General features: G+C 69.0%; 13 protein-coding genes and 1 pseudogene. 8 read left to right on the top strand and 6 right to left on the bottom strand.

Features of this window, described 5'->3' with window-relative positions; translation table 11 throughout:
- Nucleotides 1-15: 15 nt before the first annotated feature.
- The gene (locus AOM45_RS10915) at nucleotides 16-1,362 is read left to right on the top strand and encodes an MFS transporter (RefSeq protein WP_030467505.1); all 1,347 of its coding nucleotides are present in this window, start codon (nucleotides 16-18) and stop codon (nucleotides 1,360-1,362) included.
- A gap of 100 nt (nucleotides 1,363-1,462) precedes the next feature.
- The gene (locus AOM45_RS10910) at nucleotides 1,463-1,738 is read left to right on the top strand and encodes a hypothetical protein (RefSeq protein ID WP_156093805.1); all 276 of its coding nucleotides are present in this window, start codon (nucleotides 1,463-1,465) and stop codon (nucleotides 1,736-1,738) included.
- A 50-nt stretch (nucleotides 1,739-1,788) separates the two neighbouring features.
- On the opposite strand, the gene AOM45_RS10905 is transcribed toward AOM45_RS10910, so the two are convergent.
- Both AOM45_RS10905 and AOM45_RS10900 read right to left on the bottom strand, forming a co-directional pair.
- Nucleotides 1,789-5,028, bottom strand: coding sequence for a S8 family serine peptidase (locus AOM45_RS10905; RefSeq protein ID WP_030467507.1), 3,240 nt, complete (start codon nucleotides 5,026-5,028; stop codon nucleotides 1,789-1,791).
- Between the two features lie 251 nt (nucleotides 5,029-5,279).
- The gene (locus tag AOM45_RS10900; protein WP_030467508.1) at nucleotides 5,280-5,822 is read right to left on the bottom strand and encodes a hypothetical protein; all 543 of its coding nucleotides are present in this window, start codon (nucleotides 5,820-5,822) and stop codon (nucleotides 5,280-5,282) included.
- Nucleotides 5,823-5,929: 107 nt separating this feature from the next.
- On the opposite strand from AOM45_RS10900, the gene AOM45_RS10895 reads away from it, so the two are divergent.
- Nucleotides 5,930-6,619 carry a hypothetical protein gene (locus tag AOM45_RS10895; protein WP_051783302.1) on the top strand — a complete coding sequence of 230 codons (690 nt, stop codon included), beginning with the start codon at nucleotides 5,930-5,932 and terminating at the stop codon, nucleotides 6,617-6,619.
- On the opposite strand, the pseudogene AOM45_RS52770 reads toward AOM45_RS10895, so the two are convergent.
- Both AOM45_RS52770 and AOM45_RS10890 read right to left on the bottom strand, forming a co-directional pair.
- Nucleotides 6,603-7,057 (bottom strand): annotated as a pseudogene (locus tag AOM45_RS52770) (DUF6098 family protein). The gene AOM45_RS10895 and the pseudogene AOM45_RS52770 overlap by 17 nt on opposite strands.
- Nucleotides 7,058-7,309: 252 nt before the next feature.
- On the bottom strand, nucleotides 7,310-7,735 hold the full coding sequence (locus AOM45_RS10890) for a cupin domain-containing protein (protein ID WP_051783304.1): 426 nt from the start codon (nucleotides 7,733-7,735) through the stop codon (nucleotides 7,310-7,312).
- Nucleotides 7,736-7,806: 71 nt separating this feature from the next.
- Between AOM45_RS10890 and AOM45_RS10885 the strand changes: the two genes are divergently transcribed.
- The 5 genes from AOM45_RS10885 (at nucleotide 7,807) to AOM45_RS10865 (ending at nucleotide 14,065) form a co-directional block, all read left to right on the top strand.
- Complete coding sequence (locus tag AOM45_RS10885; RefSeq protein ID WP_030467511.1) at nucleotides 7,807-9,462, top strand: FAD-binding dehydrogenase; 1,656 nt, start codon at nucleotides 7,807-7,809, stop codon at nucleotides 9,460-9,462.
- A 67-nt stretch (nucleotides 9,463-9,529) separates the two neighbouring features.
- On the top strand, nucleotides 9,530-10,009 hold the full coding sequence (locus AOM45_RS50725; protein ID WP_035910129.1) for an NADPH-dependent FMN reductase: 480 nt from the start codon (nucleotides 9,530-9,532) through the stop codon (nucleotides 10,007-10,009).
- Nucleotides 10,006-10,473, top strand: coding sequence for a flavin reductase family protein (locus AOM45_RS50720; RefSeq protein ID WP_030467513.1), 468 nt, complete (start codon nucleotides 10,006-10,008; stop codon nucleotides 10,471-10,473). Before AOM45_RS50725 ends, AOM45_RS50720 begins: the two co-directional genes overlap by 4 nt.
- Nucleotides 10,474-11,131: 658 nt before the next feature.
- Nucleotides 11,132-13,165 (top strand): putative bifunctional diguanylate cyclase/phosphodiesterase, encoded by a 2,034-nt coding sequence (locus tag AOM45_RS10870; RefSeq protein ID WP_162185654.1) that lies wholly within the window; start codon nucleotides 11,132-11,134, stop codon nucleotides 13,163-13,165.
- 66 nt (nucleotides 13,166-13,231) lie between these two features.
- Nucleotides 13,232-14,065 carry a S1C family serine protease gene (locus AOM45_RS10865; RefSeq protein WP_030467515.1) on the top strand — a complete coding sequence of 278 codons (834 nt, stop codon included), beginning with the start codon at nucleotides 13,232-13,234 and terminating at the stop codon, nucleotides 14,063-14,065.
- Here the strand turns inward: AOM45_RS10865 and AOM45_RS10860 are convergent.
- Together AOM45_RS10860 and AOM45_RS10855 are read right to left on the bottom strand one after the other, a co-directional pair.
- On the bottom strand, nucleotides 14,062-14,463 hold the full coding sequence (locus tag AOM45_RS10860) for a type II toxin-antitoxin system VapC family toxin (RefSeq protein ID WP_035910135.1): 402 nt from the start codon (nucleotides 14,461-14,463) through the stop codon (nucleotides 14,062-14,064). The two genes, AOM45_RS10865 and AOM45_RS10860, sit on opposite strands and share 4 nt — an antisense overlap.
- Nucleotides 14,460-14,681 (bottom strand): hypothetical protein, encoded by a 222-nt coding sequence (locus tag AOM45_RS10855; RefSeq protein WP_156093806.1) that lies wholly within the window; start codon nucleotides 14,679-14,681, stop codon nucleotides 14,460-14,462. The genes AOM45_RS10860 and AOM45_RS10855 overlap by 4 nt, the downstream gene beginning before the upstream one ends.
- Nucleotides 14,682-14,765 lie beyond the last annotated feature (84 nt).

Here is a 14,765-nt window from a genome sequence, read left to right as displayed (position 1 = left end):
CCCCACACTGGGCGCATGAGGACCGGGGACCAGGTCGTGCAGAGCCTGCCGTGGCGGTGGCGGGCGCAGGGGACGATCTTCATCATCGGCGGGCTCGGGTTCCTGTTCGACGCCTGGGACGTCACGCTCAACGCCTTCCTGATCCCGCTGGTCAGCGCCGAGTGGGGCCTCAGCCTCGGCGAACGCGGGTGGGTCGGCACCGCCAACCTCATCGGGATGGCGATCGGCGCGTTCACGTGGGGTGCGATCGCGGACACCATCGGGCGCAAGAAGGCGTTCAGCCTCACGATCCTGATGTTCTCGCTGTTCACGGTGGCGGGCGCGGCGTCGCAGGACTTCGTGACGTTCTGCGTGTTCCGGTTCCTCGCGGGGGTCGGGCTCGGCGGGTGCATCCCGGTGGACTTCGCGCTGGTCGGCGAGTTCACGCCCGCGAAGGTCAGGGGCAGGGTGCTGGCGGCCATGGACGGGTTCTGGCCGCTCGGTGCGACGCTGTGCGGGCTCACCGCGGCCTTCCTCGCCGGCCTGGGCAGCTGGCGGCTGCTGATGCTCACGATGGTGCTGCCCGCGCTCCTGCTGTTCTGGATCCGGCGCGGCGTTCCCGAGTCGCCGATGTTCCTGGTCGCCAAGGGCCGCCCCGAGGAGGCCAAGAAGGTCATCGACGACCTGCTGGCCAAGACCGGAGCGCCGAAGGAGGACTGGCGGCTTCCCGACCCCGGCCAACTCCAGCGCCTCTCCCCCAGGACGATGTTCTCGCAGCTCAAGGAGATCTGGCGGTTCGACCCGCGGCGCACCGGCGCGATGTGGCTGATGTTCCTCGCCGTCTTCCTGCTGTACTACGGCGCCGTCACGTGGCTGCCGAGCATCCTCAAGGCGCAGGGGTACGGGACGTACGCGGCGTTCATGGTCACGACGGGCACCGTGGCGGTCGGCGTGGTCGCCGCGCTGATCAGCGCGTGGCTCGTGGACGTGTTCGGGCGCAAGTGGGTCATCGCGGTGACGGCGCCGCTCGCGTCGGTGGCCCTGGTCATGTTCGCGGTGCAGATCAACGTGGACACGGCCGCGAAGGCGTGGATCACGCTCTACGGGGCGCTCATCCAGATCGCGATCCCGGCGCTGTACGCGCTCGCGCCGGAGCTGTACCCGACGCACCTGCGGGCCAGCGGTTTCGGCTGGGCGTCGACGATCAGCCGGATCGGGGCCGGGTTCGTTCCGGTGCTGTTCGGCGCGATCCTCTGGCCGGTTCTCGGCCTGCCGCTCACGTTCGCGGTGATCGGTGTCGTGGTGGTGGGCGGCGTGGTCGTGCTGATGCTCGTGGTCCCGGAAACGAAGATGCAACCCCTCACGGAGCCCGCTCCGTCCTAGCCACATGAGAAGACCGCTCGCCGTCGCGTTCTGCGCGCTGGCACTCGGAAGCTGTGGTACGAACGGGTCTCCAGCCGTGACGTACGCGGAGGCCCCGACCGTGTCATCAGCAAAGCCGGACAAGACCCGGCTCGAGCAGGCGAAACGCGACGGCTACCTCACCGTGCCACTGATGATCTCCGTGCAGCCGGGACGTGACGGGGAGGTCGAGCAGGCACTGAGGAAGCTGGGCGCGACCGTCGAGTCGCGCGATCCCAGAATCGGCTACCTGCGGGCCGAGATGCCGGTGGACAAGGTGGAAGACGCGTACCTCATCACCGGTGTGTCCAAAGTGGATCTGGACGAACCGCTGGGCAACAAGCTCCCTGAACCGTAGAAAGCCCCAGGATCTCGTGAATCCTGGGGCTTTCCGCGTGTTCCCGGGGACTAGCTGACGGTCTGGACGATCACGGCGCCGTTGCCGACGACGTTCTCGTCCGCCGTGCGCACCTCGAGCACACCGCGCAGCACGCGGCCGGCGGCGGGCTGGGCGAGCGGGGTGATGACACCCGGCACCGTCCAGGACGCACCGGCGGCCCGGTCGGCGTTGGTGTCGGTCACGGCCAGCGTGCCGAGACCGGCCGAGGTGAACACGTCGATGTAGTCGTACTGCGTGGTGCCCGCGGGCACCGCGTAGCCGTCGACCTGGACGACCCACTTGCCGGCGGCCGGGTTGTTGACCGTCACCGACTCCTCCGAGTCACCGTCAGCGGACTGACCGGCGACCACGCAGGTGCCCGACGTGCAGTTGAGCACGAACAGGTCGAGGTCGGCGCCACCGTCGGACGGGTTGCCGATCGTGGCGACCAGCTGCGTCGCACCGGCCTTCACGTCGATCTCGTAGAGCTTGGTCTCGCCGTCCGCGATCGACTCACGGCCCGTCTTGGCACTGCCGACGGCACCCGCCACGAGCCGGCCGTTGAACGCGGCCTGCGTGTTCGTGACCTGGTAGCTGCGGTTGACCGGCACGCCGGCGGCCGCGGACGCGATGACGTCCGGGTTCGGGCTGATCGCCGTGCCGAGCACGGACGCGGTCACCGAGTACGGCGCCGAGTCGGCGTCGGAGGTGCGGCGCGCCTCGACCACGATCTCCCACACACCGGCCATCGGGCTGGTCACCGTGCGGCTGGTGGGCGTGCCACCGGAGCAGCCGGCACCCGCGTCCGGGTTGTAGCAGTTGGTCGAGCTGGTCACGTCGAGCGGAACACCCTGCGGGGTGAAGCGCAGGAAGCGGACCTGGCCCTTGCCGGCCTCGGCGCCACCGGCGTTCATGTCGATCTTCAGCGCGGTCGTGCCCTTCGGCACGTTCACGAAGAGGCTGGTCGACTGGTTGCGCGCGATCGTGCCGGACTTCGTGACCGAGAACTTGTTGGCGGTGTTGAAGTTCTCCGCCGCGAACACCGCGTTCAGGGTCTGCACGTCGACACCGGGCGTCTCGACGTCGTCGAGCTGCAGAACGGCGCTGTGCGCACCCGCGGACGCTGCCTTGATCTTCACCGGGAACTGGACCGGCTTGTTGAACGGCAGGGTCACGGTCTTGGCGGCCTTGAAGGTGCCGTCGTTGCCCTTCCACGACACGTTCCAGACCTCGTCGTGGTCGTGACCGGTGGTGCGGGTCAGCGTGTAGGTGCGGGTGTACTCCTGGCCCGCGGTCACGCCTTCACGGTCGTGGATGCCGACACCGACGTTCGGGGTGGCCAGCAGTCCACTGAGGACGGTGTTGACCGGAACCGAGGTGGTGACCTTGTTCGGCACGCCGTGCTTGTCGAGCAGCGACCAGGCGGCGTTGGTGTTGAACAGACCCGCGCCCTGCTCGTAGGCACCCAGGGTGCTCACGTAGTTCGCGCTGCGCTGGATCGCGTAACGCAGCTCGGCGCTGGTCGGCTTCTCGCCGTTGTGCTCGGCCTTGTAGGCGCTCACGAGCAGCGCGGCGGCACCGGTCGCCTGCGGGGCGGCCATCGAGGTGCCGTTGAACATCGAGTAGCCGGGCGGAAGGGCGTAGGTGCCCGCCACCGGGCCACCCGGCTGCCAGCGCGGCGTGGTGGAGATCGCCGAACCGGGCGCGACGATGTTCGGCTTGAAGCCGCCGTCCTCGGCCGGGCCGCGCGACGAGAAGCCGTGCAGGTTCTGCTTCTGCGCGGTCTTCGAGCCGTAGTTGGAGAGCCAGGTCGCGCTGGTGATGTACGAACCGACGCTCACCGCGTCCGTGGCGACCGACGGGTCACCGACGGTGTTGGCGCCCGCACCCGAGTTGCCCGCCGAGATGAAGATCTGGACGTTGTACTCGTTGATCGTGCGGTTGTAGAGCTCGGCGCGGGCGTTGTTGCCGTCGTTGAGCGCCGGGAGGCCACCGATGGAGATGTTCACGACGTCGGCGCCGTTGCGCGCGGCGTAGAGGACACCGTCGATCAGACCGGAGCTCGTGCAGGACGGCGTGGAGAGGCAGGCCTTGACCGCCATCAGCTTCGCGCCCGGCGCGGCACCGGCGGCCTTGCCGTCGAACAGCTTGTGGGCGGCGGTGATGCCGGCGACGTGCGTGCCGTGCGCGGCGGCCGCCATGCCCAGGTTCACGTACGGCGTGCCCTGGTTGTCGTAGATCGAGCGGTCCGTCTGCACGACGAACGCCATGCGCTCCGCGACGGGGGTGGCGGGGTTGTCGGTGCCGAAGAAGCCGACGTCCTGCTTGACCTTGTAGTCGAGCATCCGCTTGTTGTTGGTGAAGTCGCCGTCACCGTCGACGTCGACGAAGACTTCCTTCGTCGTGATGTCCTGGAGGACACCGAACGAGTCGAGCTTGTCACCGTCGCGGTTGATGTCACCGCCGGTCTCGGACGCCGCGGTGCCGAGGTCGCCCGCGGTCTCCTTGAAGAGACCGAACGAGTAGGGGCCACCCGTCGCCGGCGCGGTCCACTCGCGGCCACCGTTGGTGAACTTGCCGGTGACGCCCGTCTTGGTCATGGTGACCCAGGTGCCGTCGCCGGAGTTCGTGGCGTTCGCGTTGTACCAGTCGACGATCTTGCGCTCGCCGGTGCTGGTCTTCTGCAGGGCCGGGGTGTCCAGGTCGATGCCGGAGTCGATCACGGCGATCGTGGTGCCGCGGCCGTCCCACTGCGGGTGCGCGACGGCGAACTGCGCCGCCTGCGTGTCCTGCGTCGGCATGTACGGGTTGGTGCGCGGCGTCTTCGCGTCCGGCGCGTTCTGCGGCGCCGGCTGCTCCATGCCCTGCGGGCGCGGGTCGTCGAGCGCGATCAGCCCGTCCACGTCAACGGTGTTGACCGAGGCCAGCTTGGCCGCCTTCTCCGCCTTGTCGCGCGGGATGGTGACCTTGACGTAGTCGACGTCCTTCTCGGTCTTCTGGACCGTGGCGCCGAGCGCCTTCAGGTCGTTGACCGCGGCGTCGGTCTTGCCCTTCTCGGCCGCGACGAGCAGGTCGACGGTCGGCTTGCCCTGGCGGGCGGCCTCGTCGACGAGCTCGCGGTCGGTCTTGTCGAGCTGCTTGTCCGCAGCCGGCTTTTCCTGCTGCGGAGCGTTCTGCGCGTTTGCAGGGGTGGCGGCGAAGCCGAACCCGGCAGTGCCCAGCACCGCGGTCAGCAAGACCGTTCCGGTGCGGCGTCTCCAGTTCTTCACGGCGCATGTGCCCTTCGTGGGGTAAAGAGTGCTCAGAAGCACATCTCTTCACCTGACGAGGGGCAATCGTCTTCTCAGCCGAATTCGCAGATCCACATTGGACTGTTCAGCGGCTTGTCCGCGCGCACATTTGGTGCCGCGCGTTTCCACTTTGCCGTGGAACGAGCAACCGCTCTCCAGTCAAGAGCTGATGGAGGGGAATGTCAAGCCTGCGTCAACGGTGAACGGCGTTGGTGTGTAACAGGATCCCGTCAACGAGCGATGGGCTGATCACTATTTCTGCCCATTAGCGAGCGCAATCGCGACCGCAGGCGGCCGACGATCCCCTGGGCGGCTTGGAGCTCTTTCGGCTGCGCCCCACACGCCGGACACTTGCCGCGATGTGCTTTCAGCGCCCGCTGGAGTTCGGCGACCTGCTTCGCGGTCCGTTCGGGCACGAAGTCCTTTTTGACCGAGAGCAGGCTGAGCTCGGTCAGCGTTTCCTTGCCGCCGTGCGTGCGGACGACGGGCGCGATGGTGTGAAAGAAGATCAGGTTGCGTCTGCGCGCGGGTTCGATCGCGTGAACGTCGCACCACCGAACGGTGGTGCGCCGGTCGAGGCTGTTCGACGTGATGCCTTCACCCGTGAGCTTCGTGCCCATGGTGAAACTGCGCCACGCCACGGTGCCACCCATGAGGGACCACAGACCGCCGAAGACGTAGCCGTACCAGGGGCCTCCCGCCATCGCGATCGGCCCACCGGCGGCGACGCCCGCGCCGAGCCCGAAGAGGACCCATCTCCACCTGGTGTGCATCTCTCCATCCTGTGTACCCGAGCCGTTGGTACTGAAGACGCGCACCGCCCTCACCTCGTTGAGTTGTTCGGCACGACTGGGGGCTGTTCAGGCGCTACGTTGCGCGCATGGACCTCAAGCTGGTCGCCGACGAGCTCTACGGGCTGCCCCCGAAGGAGTTCACCGCGGCCCGCAACGCCGCGGCCAAGCAGACCGACGACAAGGACCTCGCCAAGGCCATCGCGGACCTGCGCAAGCCGACCGTGGGCGCCTGGGCGGTCAACCGGCTGGTGAGGGACAACCCGGACGGCCTGGAGGAGGCTCTGGGCCTCTCCACGGCGCAGCTGACCATGCGCGAGCTCGGTCGCAAGCGCAAGGAGCTGATGGAGGCCCTCGTCTACCGCACGCTGGAGCTGACGGGCCCGCTCGCGGACGACGCCGTCACGCAGGTGCGCAACACCCTGACCGCCGCGATGGCCGACCCCGAGTCCGCCGAGCAGGTGCGTGCGGGGCACCTCACGAAGGCGCTGGAGTACTCCGGGTTCGGGTTCGCGCTGCCGGCACCCGAACCGGCGGGCGACGACGGAGAGGACGCGCTGGCCCGCAAGCGGCGCGAACGGCAGGAGCGCAAGCTGGCGGAGGCCCAGCAGGCGTTGGACGAGGCCGAGCAGGCCCTCGGGGAGGCCCAGGCCGACCAGCTGGTGGCGCAGCGGGCGTTCGACCGGGCCGCCGAACGGCTGGAGGAGGCCAAACGGGTGACGGCGGGCGCGGAGAAGGCCCGCAAGGCCGCCGAGCGCAAGCTCAGCGATCTGAGCTAGCCCGGTCGAGCGGGCCCCACTCCTCGGAGTGCTGGGCTCCGACCAGTTCCTCGCACTCCCGCAGCGCGCTGTCGGCCACCCACGCGATCGGCTCGCGGCACTGGACCAGGGGCTCGTTGTCCGGCCTCTGCCGACCTCGTCGCCTCTCAGCACCCACGCGCGGACGTCCGGGCCGCGCAGTTCACGCAGGTGGCGGTAGTCGAACAGCCGGCGCGCGACCCACAGCCGGCGCGAACGGTCGCCCCACCACGGCTCGACGTGCAGCGGGCTCGCCGACAGCCCGGGCAGCTCGACCCCGGTCAGCGAGTCCCGCGACGTCGAGGCGGCGTCCGCCTCCGGGCCCTTCGACCAGCGCACGTACACGTCCTCGCCGAGCAGGTCGGCCAGCTCGGCGAGGTTCGTGATCGTGGGCAGTTCGGCCGTCACACCTCGTGACATACCCCGGCCGAAGCTGAAGGGAACCTGAAGGAATTGAGCCCGGTCACAGCTGAAGCGGACCGGAACACCGCCGTCCGGTTGTACGTTCAACAATGTGGTTGGCCGCTGGCGCTCGAGCCCGCGCCAGGGCGATCCGGCACCCCCAGGTCGGAAAAGCCCTTCCGCAGGCGTGTGCGCTCGCGCCGCGGCCAACCCGCCGTCGACCGGCACACCGGAAACCCCCCTCACCGGTAGTGGCGGTCGGCGGCACCCTCAGCCGGGCAGGTTGTACTGGTCGTGGCGGGCGTAGAACGCCTCCAGCTCCTCCGGCGGCAGCCCCTTCGCGGCCCCCACCTCCAGGAAGAAGTTCTCCCTGGCGATCCCCGGTGAGAACAGGATCAGCATCCGCACGGGGGCGTCGCTGTCGTTGCGGAACGCGTGGGGCCGGTTCGGCGGCACGTAGAGGAAGTCGCCCTCACCTCCCTTGATCCACTCCTCGCCGTCGAACAGCGTGATCTCGCCTTCGAGCACGTAGAACGACTCGGAGAACGTCTTGTGGAAGTGCGGGCGCGCACCGGGCTGGCGAGCGTCCATCCGCCACTCGAACAGGCCGAACTCGCCGTTGGTCACCGAGCCCGGTGCCACGAACCGCGTGGACTTGGTGCTGAAACCCACCTCGGAAGCCGGTCGGAACGTCACGTGATCTCTCCCCAGAAAGTGAAATAGATTCAGGTCTCGTCTGCGACCTGCGGTGGATCTATGCTCGGCCGATGGCACATGACGCGGATGTCATCGTCGTCGGCGCGGGCCTCGCAGGTCTCGTCGCGACCGCAGAGCTCGCGGACGCGGGTCGCAAGGTCATCCTCCTGGACCAGGAACCGGAGGCGACGCTCGGCGGCCAGGCCTGGTGGTCGTTCGGCGGGCTGTTCATGGTGGACACTCCAGAGCAGCGCAGGCTCCGGGTCAAGGACTCGCACGACCTCGCGTTGCAGGACTGGATGGGCTCCGCGGCGTTCGACCGGGACAGCGACCACTGGCCCCGGCTGTGGGCACAGGCCTATGTGGACTTCGCCGCCGGCGAGAAGCGTTCGTGGCTCCACGACATGGGAGTGCGCTGGTTCCCGTTCGTGCAGTGGGCCGAGCGCGGCGGGTACCTGGCCGACGGGCACGGCAACTCGGTGCCGCGGTTCCACGTCACCTGGGGCACCGGGCCCGGTGTGGTCGAGCCGTTCGAGCGCCGGGTCCGGGAAGGTGTCGCGAAAGGACTCGTGACGCTCAAGTTCCGGCATCGCGTCACCGGCCTCAACGTCAGCGACGGCGTGTGCGACGGCGTGTCCGGCGAGGTGCTGGAGCCGTCGGCGGTCGGCAGGGCCGAACCCAGCTCCCGCACGGTGGTCGGAGACTTCTCGCTGTCGGCGCAGGCCGTGATCGTCACGTCCGGCGGCATCGGCGGCAACCACGACCTGGTGCGGCGCAACTGGCCGGAGCGGATGGGCAAGCCGCCGGAGTTCATGCTGGCGGGCGTGCCGGACTTCGTGGACGGGCACATGATGGAGGTGGCGCAGAAGGCCGGGGCCTCGATCATCAACGCCGACCGCATGTGGCACTACCCCGAGGGCATCGCGAACTACGCGCCGGTGTGGTCGAGGCACGGCATCCGCATCCTGCCCGGCCCGTCGCCGCTCTGGCTCGACGCGGACGGCAACCGCCTGCCGATCCCGCTGTTCCCCGGCTTCGACGCGCTGGGAGCGTTGCAGCACATCACCTCGCGCGGCGACGGGCACTCGTGGTTCGTGCTGAACAAGCGGATCATCGGCAAGGAGTTCGCGCTGTCGGGCTCCGAGCAGAACCCCGACCTGACGGGCAAGGACACCCGCGCGGTGCTCAAGCGCGCGCTGCCGGGCGCGATGGCACCGGTGGAGGCGTTCGCGCAGAAGTCCGAGGAGTTCATCCAGGCAGGCACGGTCGCGGACCTGGCGCGCAAGATGAACGCGTTGACGGGCGACTCCCGGATCGACGCCGCCGCGCTGGAGAAGACGATCGTCGAACGCGACCGCCAGGTGACCGCGGGACTGAGCAAGGACATGCAGGTCAACGCGATCCGCGCAGCACGCCACTTCCTGACGGACAAGCTGATCCGGGTCGTCGAGCCGCACCGGTTGCTGGACCCGAAGGCAGGACCGCTGATCGCCGTGCGGCTGTCGGTGATCACGCGCAAGACGTTGGGCGGCCTGCACACCGACCTGTCGTCGCGCGTGCTCGACACGTCCGGTGAGCCGTTGCCGGGGCTCTACGCCGCCGGTGAGGCCGCCGGGTTCGGTGGTGGCGGCGTGCACGGCTACCGCGCGCTGGAAGGCACGTTCCTGGGCGGCTGTCTCTTCTCCGGACGTGTCGCCGGACGTGCGGCGGCCGACGCGGTTTCCTGAAACCGCAAGTGTTCCCGCGTGGTGGACGCGGGTTGACCGTGGCCCGGCCCGCGACTGTGCTGAAGGCATGACGCAGATCGGTGTTCTGGTCGGCAACCCGCGGCCCGCCTCGCGCACGTTGCAGGCGGCACTCGCCCTGCGCGAGGCCCTCGCCTCGACGCTGGGCGTTCCCGTCGAGGGCCCTGTCGTCGACGCGGCGACGCTCGCGCCGGCCGTGTTCACGGAACCGGAGACGATCAAGGCCGCGCTGGAGACGCTGGGGCGGGCCGACGTGCTGGTGGTCGCGACTCCGACGTACAAGGCCGCGTACACCGGACTGTTGAAGGCCGTGCTGGACCAGGCGCCGTCGGGGTGGTTGCGCGGCAAGGTAGTCCTACCGCTGCAGATCGCCGCGTCGGACCGGCACGCGCTGGCCGTCGAGGTGCACCTGCGCCCGGTGCTGGCCGAACTGGGCGCACTGGTGCCGCAGGCGTTGTTCCTCAACGAGTCCTCGCTGCCCGCCGACGTCACGGACTTCGACCTCGACGGACTGAAGGTGCTGCGGTGAAGGAACAGCTGCGCGACGCGTTGAGGCACCACGCCCAGGCCGTCACGATCGTGACGGCCAGCGGGCACGGCGGCCCGGTCGGCACCACGGTGTCGTCGTTCACCTCGGCCTCCTTCGAACCACCGCTGGTGGTCGTGTGGATCGGCGAAGGCGCTTCGGTGTGGCCGGTGCTGCGAACGGCGCCGCTGTTCGCCGTCCACCTGCTCGACACCGCGCAGACCGCGCTCGCGGACCTCTTCGCCACCAAGGGCGCCGACCGGTTCGGTGAGGGCACGCGGTGGCGGCCCGACGACGACGGCGTGCCGTGGCTGCTCGACGCGCCGGTGCGGCTGCGGTGCCGGACCGCGCGCAGGATCGCGGTGGGCGACCACATCGCGCTCGTCGGGGAACCGCTGGAGATCACGCACTCCGACATCGCCGCGCCCCTGGTGCGGCACCAGGGGCGCTACACCTCCGTCGCCTAGCGTCCGCAGGATCTCCCGTGCCAGGACGTCGTTCCGCCGGAACGCCGAGGGCGGAGAACACCGGCTCGCAACGACTTCTGGCGGTCGCGGAACGCGGCGAGCGGTTCGACCGTGCACTGTGGACACCGAGGACGAAGGCGACGGGCGGCGCGGGCAACTCCAACGCGCTGGTGCGCTACGACCCCGAGGCCGCAGAGCTGAAAAGGATCTGGACGCATTCCCGGCACCGCAGACGCGGGCGGGCGCGCCGGGCTGAGACCCAGGTGCGCACGTTCGGGTACCGCTGGATCCACCTGACGCGGGCCAGGAGGCCAGAGGGCTGTACCTCGCGACCGGGTGCACGCCGTTGTCAGACGTGGACGCGGACCCGCTCACCATTGGCCCGCTCGCCTTCGAGAAGGCGATTCATTAGTTCAAACGAGTGAATTCATGGGCAAACCCATGAATCGCGGCCGGGAATCGGGGTTCGGTTGGACACGTGATGCGTGATCAGTAAGCTTGAGCGTTGGACCCACACCCGGTGGTGGTACCGCACGGGGCTGTCACCCGTTCGACCGAGCCCGGCGGAAGTGGGTCGCACAGGCGTATCGATTGGCGTCCGACGATCGATCAGCAGATCACCCCGGTCCCCACGAATGGCCACCTGAGCTGAATGAACATGGTCGACAGCCAAGAGCCCGCCGTTCGCTGGGCGGCGGCGATCTCCAGCACCCTTCTCGCGAACCTGACTCGCGAGAAGCTCGAGCAGCTGCTCGGCGGGTACGTCGACCAGCTGCTCACCGGTGGTGTGGACGCGGCTCGGCAGGTCGGGCGCTCGATGGTGGAACACGACTTCATCTCCTCGACCACGCTGGAGCAGACGCTCACCCACCTGGGTGAGACCACTCCGATCACGCCGGCCCAGCTGGGCGCGCTCGCCGCCGGGTACGCGGAGGGGCTGCGCGACCGGACGCTCGACCAGCAGGAGATCAGCCGCACGGCCGCGATCAACTCGATGCGCCGGGCCGAGATCGCGGTCAGGGCGAGCGAGGCCAAGTTCCGGGCGATCTTCGAGGCCTCCGCGTTCGGGATCGTCGTCAGCAGCCTCAAGGGCGACATCATCGACGTCAACGAGGCGTTGCTGACGATGCTCGACTACCGGCGCGACGACCTGCGCACGATGCACGGCGGCGACCTGGTGCACCCCGAGGACCGGGCGGCGCTGCGGGAGCTGGCGCAGCAGCTGATCGCGTCCGACTTCGACGCCATCAGGGTCGAGAAGCGGATGATCCGCAGCGACGGCGAGACGATCCAGACGCACATGGCGATCTCGGTCGTGCGTGAGCAGGAGGACGCGCAGCCGTACTTCGTCACGATGATCGAGAACATGAACGAGATGCGCGCGTTGCAGACGCAGCTCGTGCGGCAGAGCCTCAACGACATGCAGACGGGGCTGCCCAACCGGGCACAGTTCCTCGGCTGGCTCGAAGGTGCCGTCGGGTCGAAGGGCCCCGAGGCGCTCGCGCTGGTGCAGGTCGACATCGACGGGTTCCGCGGCGTGAACGACGCGTTCGGGCACGACGTCGGCAACAAGGTGTTGATGCACGTCGCGACGCGCCTGCGGTCGGTGTTCCCGGAGGACGTCGGCAAGGTCGCGCGCATCGGCGAGGACGAGTTCGGCGTCCTGATCAAGGACCCGCGTGACGTGCGCGGCGTGATCGCGCTGGTCGAGGAGTTCACCAAGCAGCTCGAGGAACCGCTCTGGATCGACGCGAACGGCGTCGGCGTCACGACCAGCATCGGCATCGTGGCGCGCGCGGCCCGCGGCGGCGACGCGGTGGACCTGCTGCGCGCGGCGGACGTCACGGTCGGCTGGGCGAAGCGCGACGGCAAGGCGCAGTGGGCGTTGTACGACAGGGAACGCGACCTGCGCGACAAGGAGAGGTACGCGCTCGCGGCGTCCATCCCCGGCGCGCTGGAGGAGGGCCAGTTCCGCGTCGACTACGTGCCCGTGCACTCGCTGGCCGACGGTTCCGTGCTCGCCCTGGAAGCGAAGATCGTCTGGGACCACCCGGCCCACGGCGTGCTGTGCCCCGGCATCTTCGTCGACCAGTCGTCCGACAACGGCATGATCGTCCGGCTGGTGCACTGGGCGCTGCTGGAAGCCTGCACGCAGGCGAGCGAGTGGCACCAGGCGCTGGGGTCCCGGATGCCGGTGCTCTCCCTCGACCTGCCGCCGCGGCTGTGCCAGGAGCCGGAGCTCGTCGCCGAGGTCGCCCGAGTGCTCGACCACACCGGGCTCCCCGCGTCGTTGCTGCGCTTCGAACTGCACGAGCACCTGCCCGCGCTGCTGACCGACGAGCAGCTGGAGGAGCTGACCATCCTCGCCGAACGCGGCGTCGGGCTCGTGCTGGACCAGATGAACGGCGGCAACGTGGGCATCGACCGGCTGCGCCTGCTGCCGTTGAGCGGCGTGAAGTTCGCCGACGGCGTCGTGCACGGCCTCGACACCGGCGCGAACCCGGTCGACGAGAGCGCCTCGGTGGCGTTGCTCCGGTGGGCCTCGATCCTGCGGGTGCCGCTGTACGCCGAGGACGTGCGGACGCAGGCAGAGGCGTCGAAGCTGGCCGAGCTCGGCGTGACCGGCGCGCAGGGGCCGTACTTCGGGCCGTCCTTGACGACCTCAGAGGTTTCCGAGCTCCTTCTCAGCTAGTTCTTATCAGGGTTTCTTCGGGCTTTCGCACAGGTTGTTCACATGATGGCGGTCCATCGTGGAGTCATGACCGAGCAGAGCTTCCCCGCCATGAGCGGGTCACTGGTGGAACCGCAGCCCGCCGTTGCCCCGGCGCCGAAGTTCTGGCGCCGCACGGCCCCGATGCTGACCGCGGCGGCACTCGTCGCCGGGTTGTTCGGAGGCGTCACCGGAGCGGTGATCGCCTCGCCGGACTCCCCCGCCGCGTCGTCGTCCGTGGCAGCACAGACGGTCTCCAACCAGTCCACTGTGGACTGGACCACCACCGCCTCGGCGGTCCTGCCGTCGGTGGTCCAGGTGAACGTCGCCAACGGCCTCGGCTCCGGCGTGATCCTCACCGCGGACGGCAAGATCCTCACCAACAACCACGTCGTGGCGTCGTCCGGCGGCCGCCTCACCGTGACGCTGAACGACGGCCGCGAGGTGCCGGCCACCGTGGTCTCCACGGACCCGGCCTCCGACCTCGCCGTGGTGCAGGCCACCGGGGTCTCCGGTCTCACGCCGATCAAGTGGGCGGACTCGGACTCCGTGAAGGTGGGTGACGCGGTGATGGCCATCGGTTCGCCGTCGGGCCTGCAGGGCACGGTGACGACCGGAATCGTCTCGGCGCTCGACCGCAAGGTGACCGTGCCGGGCGAGGGGCGCCGCGCGTCTTCCGTGTCGTACCAGGCGATCCAGACCGACGCGTCGATCAACCCCGGCAACTCCGGTGGCGCGCTGGTGAACGCGGCCGGTGAGCTGATCGGGATCAACTCGGCGATCTACTCGCCGGCGTCGAGCAGCGGGGAGGCCGGGAGCGTGGGGATCGGGTTCGCGATCCCGTCGAACACGGCCAAGCAGATCGTGGACAAGCTGAGCTAGGAGATCACGTCGAACGTGCACTTGGCCCTGGGAGCGGAGGCCAAGCGCACGTCGCACGTGATCAGCGTGGCACGTAGCTGCTCCGCCAGGGCGACGTAGGCCGCGTCGTAGGGGGTGATGTTGTCCCCGAGTTCCCACATGCGGGGCAGAAGCGACGCCAGAGGCATGCGACGTACGGGCAACCCGGCAAGGTGCAGAAGTGCAGAGGGCGCGGCAGCAGTCAACGCAGGGTTGTTCCGTGCCATCGTGCGGAGTGCGGAGACCACCTCCACGTCGAGGTGAGCCGGAGCGAAGAGAGCGTGCCCAGCGGACAAGCGGGCAACGGTCTGCTGACGCCGTGGATCATCAGCGGAGTAGAACGCGGCGAGAACAGACGCATCAACAACAGCGAGACTCACGAGGCGTCCCGCACCTCGCGCACCGCAGCCGTCGCGTCCTCCAGCGTGACTCCCGTCCCGCTCGGTGGATCGTAGGTCGCCAGGTAGTCGCCGATGTTCAGCACCTGCGCGACCTCTGTCAGCTTTTCCACCACGAACGCGTTCAGCGACTGATGGCTCGCCGCAGCACCCTCAGCGAGCGCCACGTACACCTCGTCCGGCACATCTCTCAGATTCATCCGCTTCATGGTGCCATTGTGGCACCAACGGCCCCGATCGGGGGATCACAGAGATCAGGGCCGCGGCGATGCCGCGGCCCTTTC

Source organism: Lentzea aerocolonigenes (assembly GCF_000974445.1).
Classification (GTDB): Bacteria; Actinomycetota; Actinomycetes; order Mycobacteriales; family Pseudonocardiaceae; genus Lentzea; species Lentzea aerocolonigenes.
Note: the sequence above shows the minus strand (reverse complement) of the source record. Positions and strands in the feature narration are given on the sequence as shown.

Excerpts from the sequence above, each read along its gene's own strand:
- AOM45_RS10915 (WP_030467505.1), top strand. The coding sequence starts at position 16 with ATGAGGACCGGGGACCAGGTCGTGCAGAGCCTGCCGTGGCGGTGGCGG.
- AOM45_RS10900 (WP_030467508.1), bottom strand. The coding sequence starts at position 5,822 with ATGCACACCAGGTGGAGATGGGTCCTCTTCGGGCTCGGCGCGGGCGTC.
- AOM45_RS10895 (WP_051783302.1), top strand. The coding sequence starts at position 5,930 with ATGGACCTCAAGCTGGTCGCCGACGAGCTCTACGGGCTGCCCCCGAAG.
- AOM45_RS10885 (WP_030467511.1), top strand. The coding sequence starts at position 7,807 with ATGGCACATGACGCGGATGTCATCGTCGTCGGCGCGGGCCTCGCAGGT.
- AOM45_RS50725 (WP_035910129.1), top strand. The coding sequence starts at position 9,530 with ATGACGCAGATCGGTGTTCTGGTCGGCAACCCGCGGCCCGCCTCGCGC.
- AOM45_RS10870 (WP_162185654.1), top strand. The coding sequence starts at position 11,132 with ATGGTCGACAGCCAAGAGCCCGCCGTTCGCTGGGCGGCGGCGATCTCC.
- AOM45_RS10865 (WP_030467515.1), top strand. The coding sequence starts at position 13,232 with ATGACCGAGCAGAGCTTCCCCGCCATGAGCGGGTCACTGGTGGAACCG.
- AOM45_RS10855 (WP_156093806.1), bottom strand. The coding sequence starts at position 14,681 with ATGAATCTGAGAGATGTGCCGGACGAGGTGTACGTGGCGCTCGCTGAG.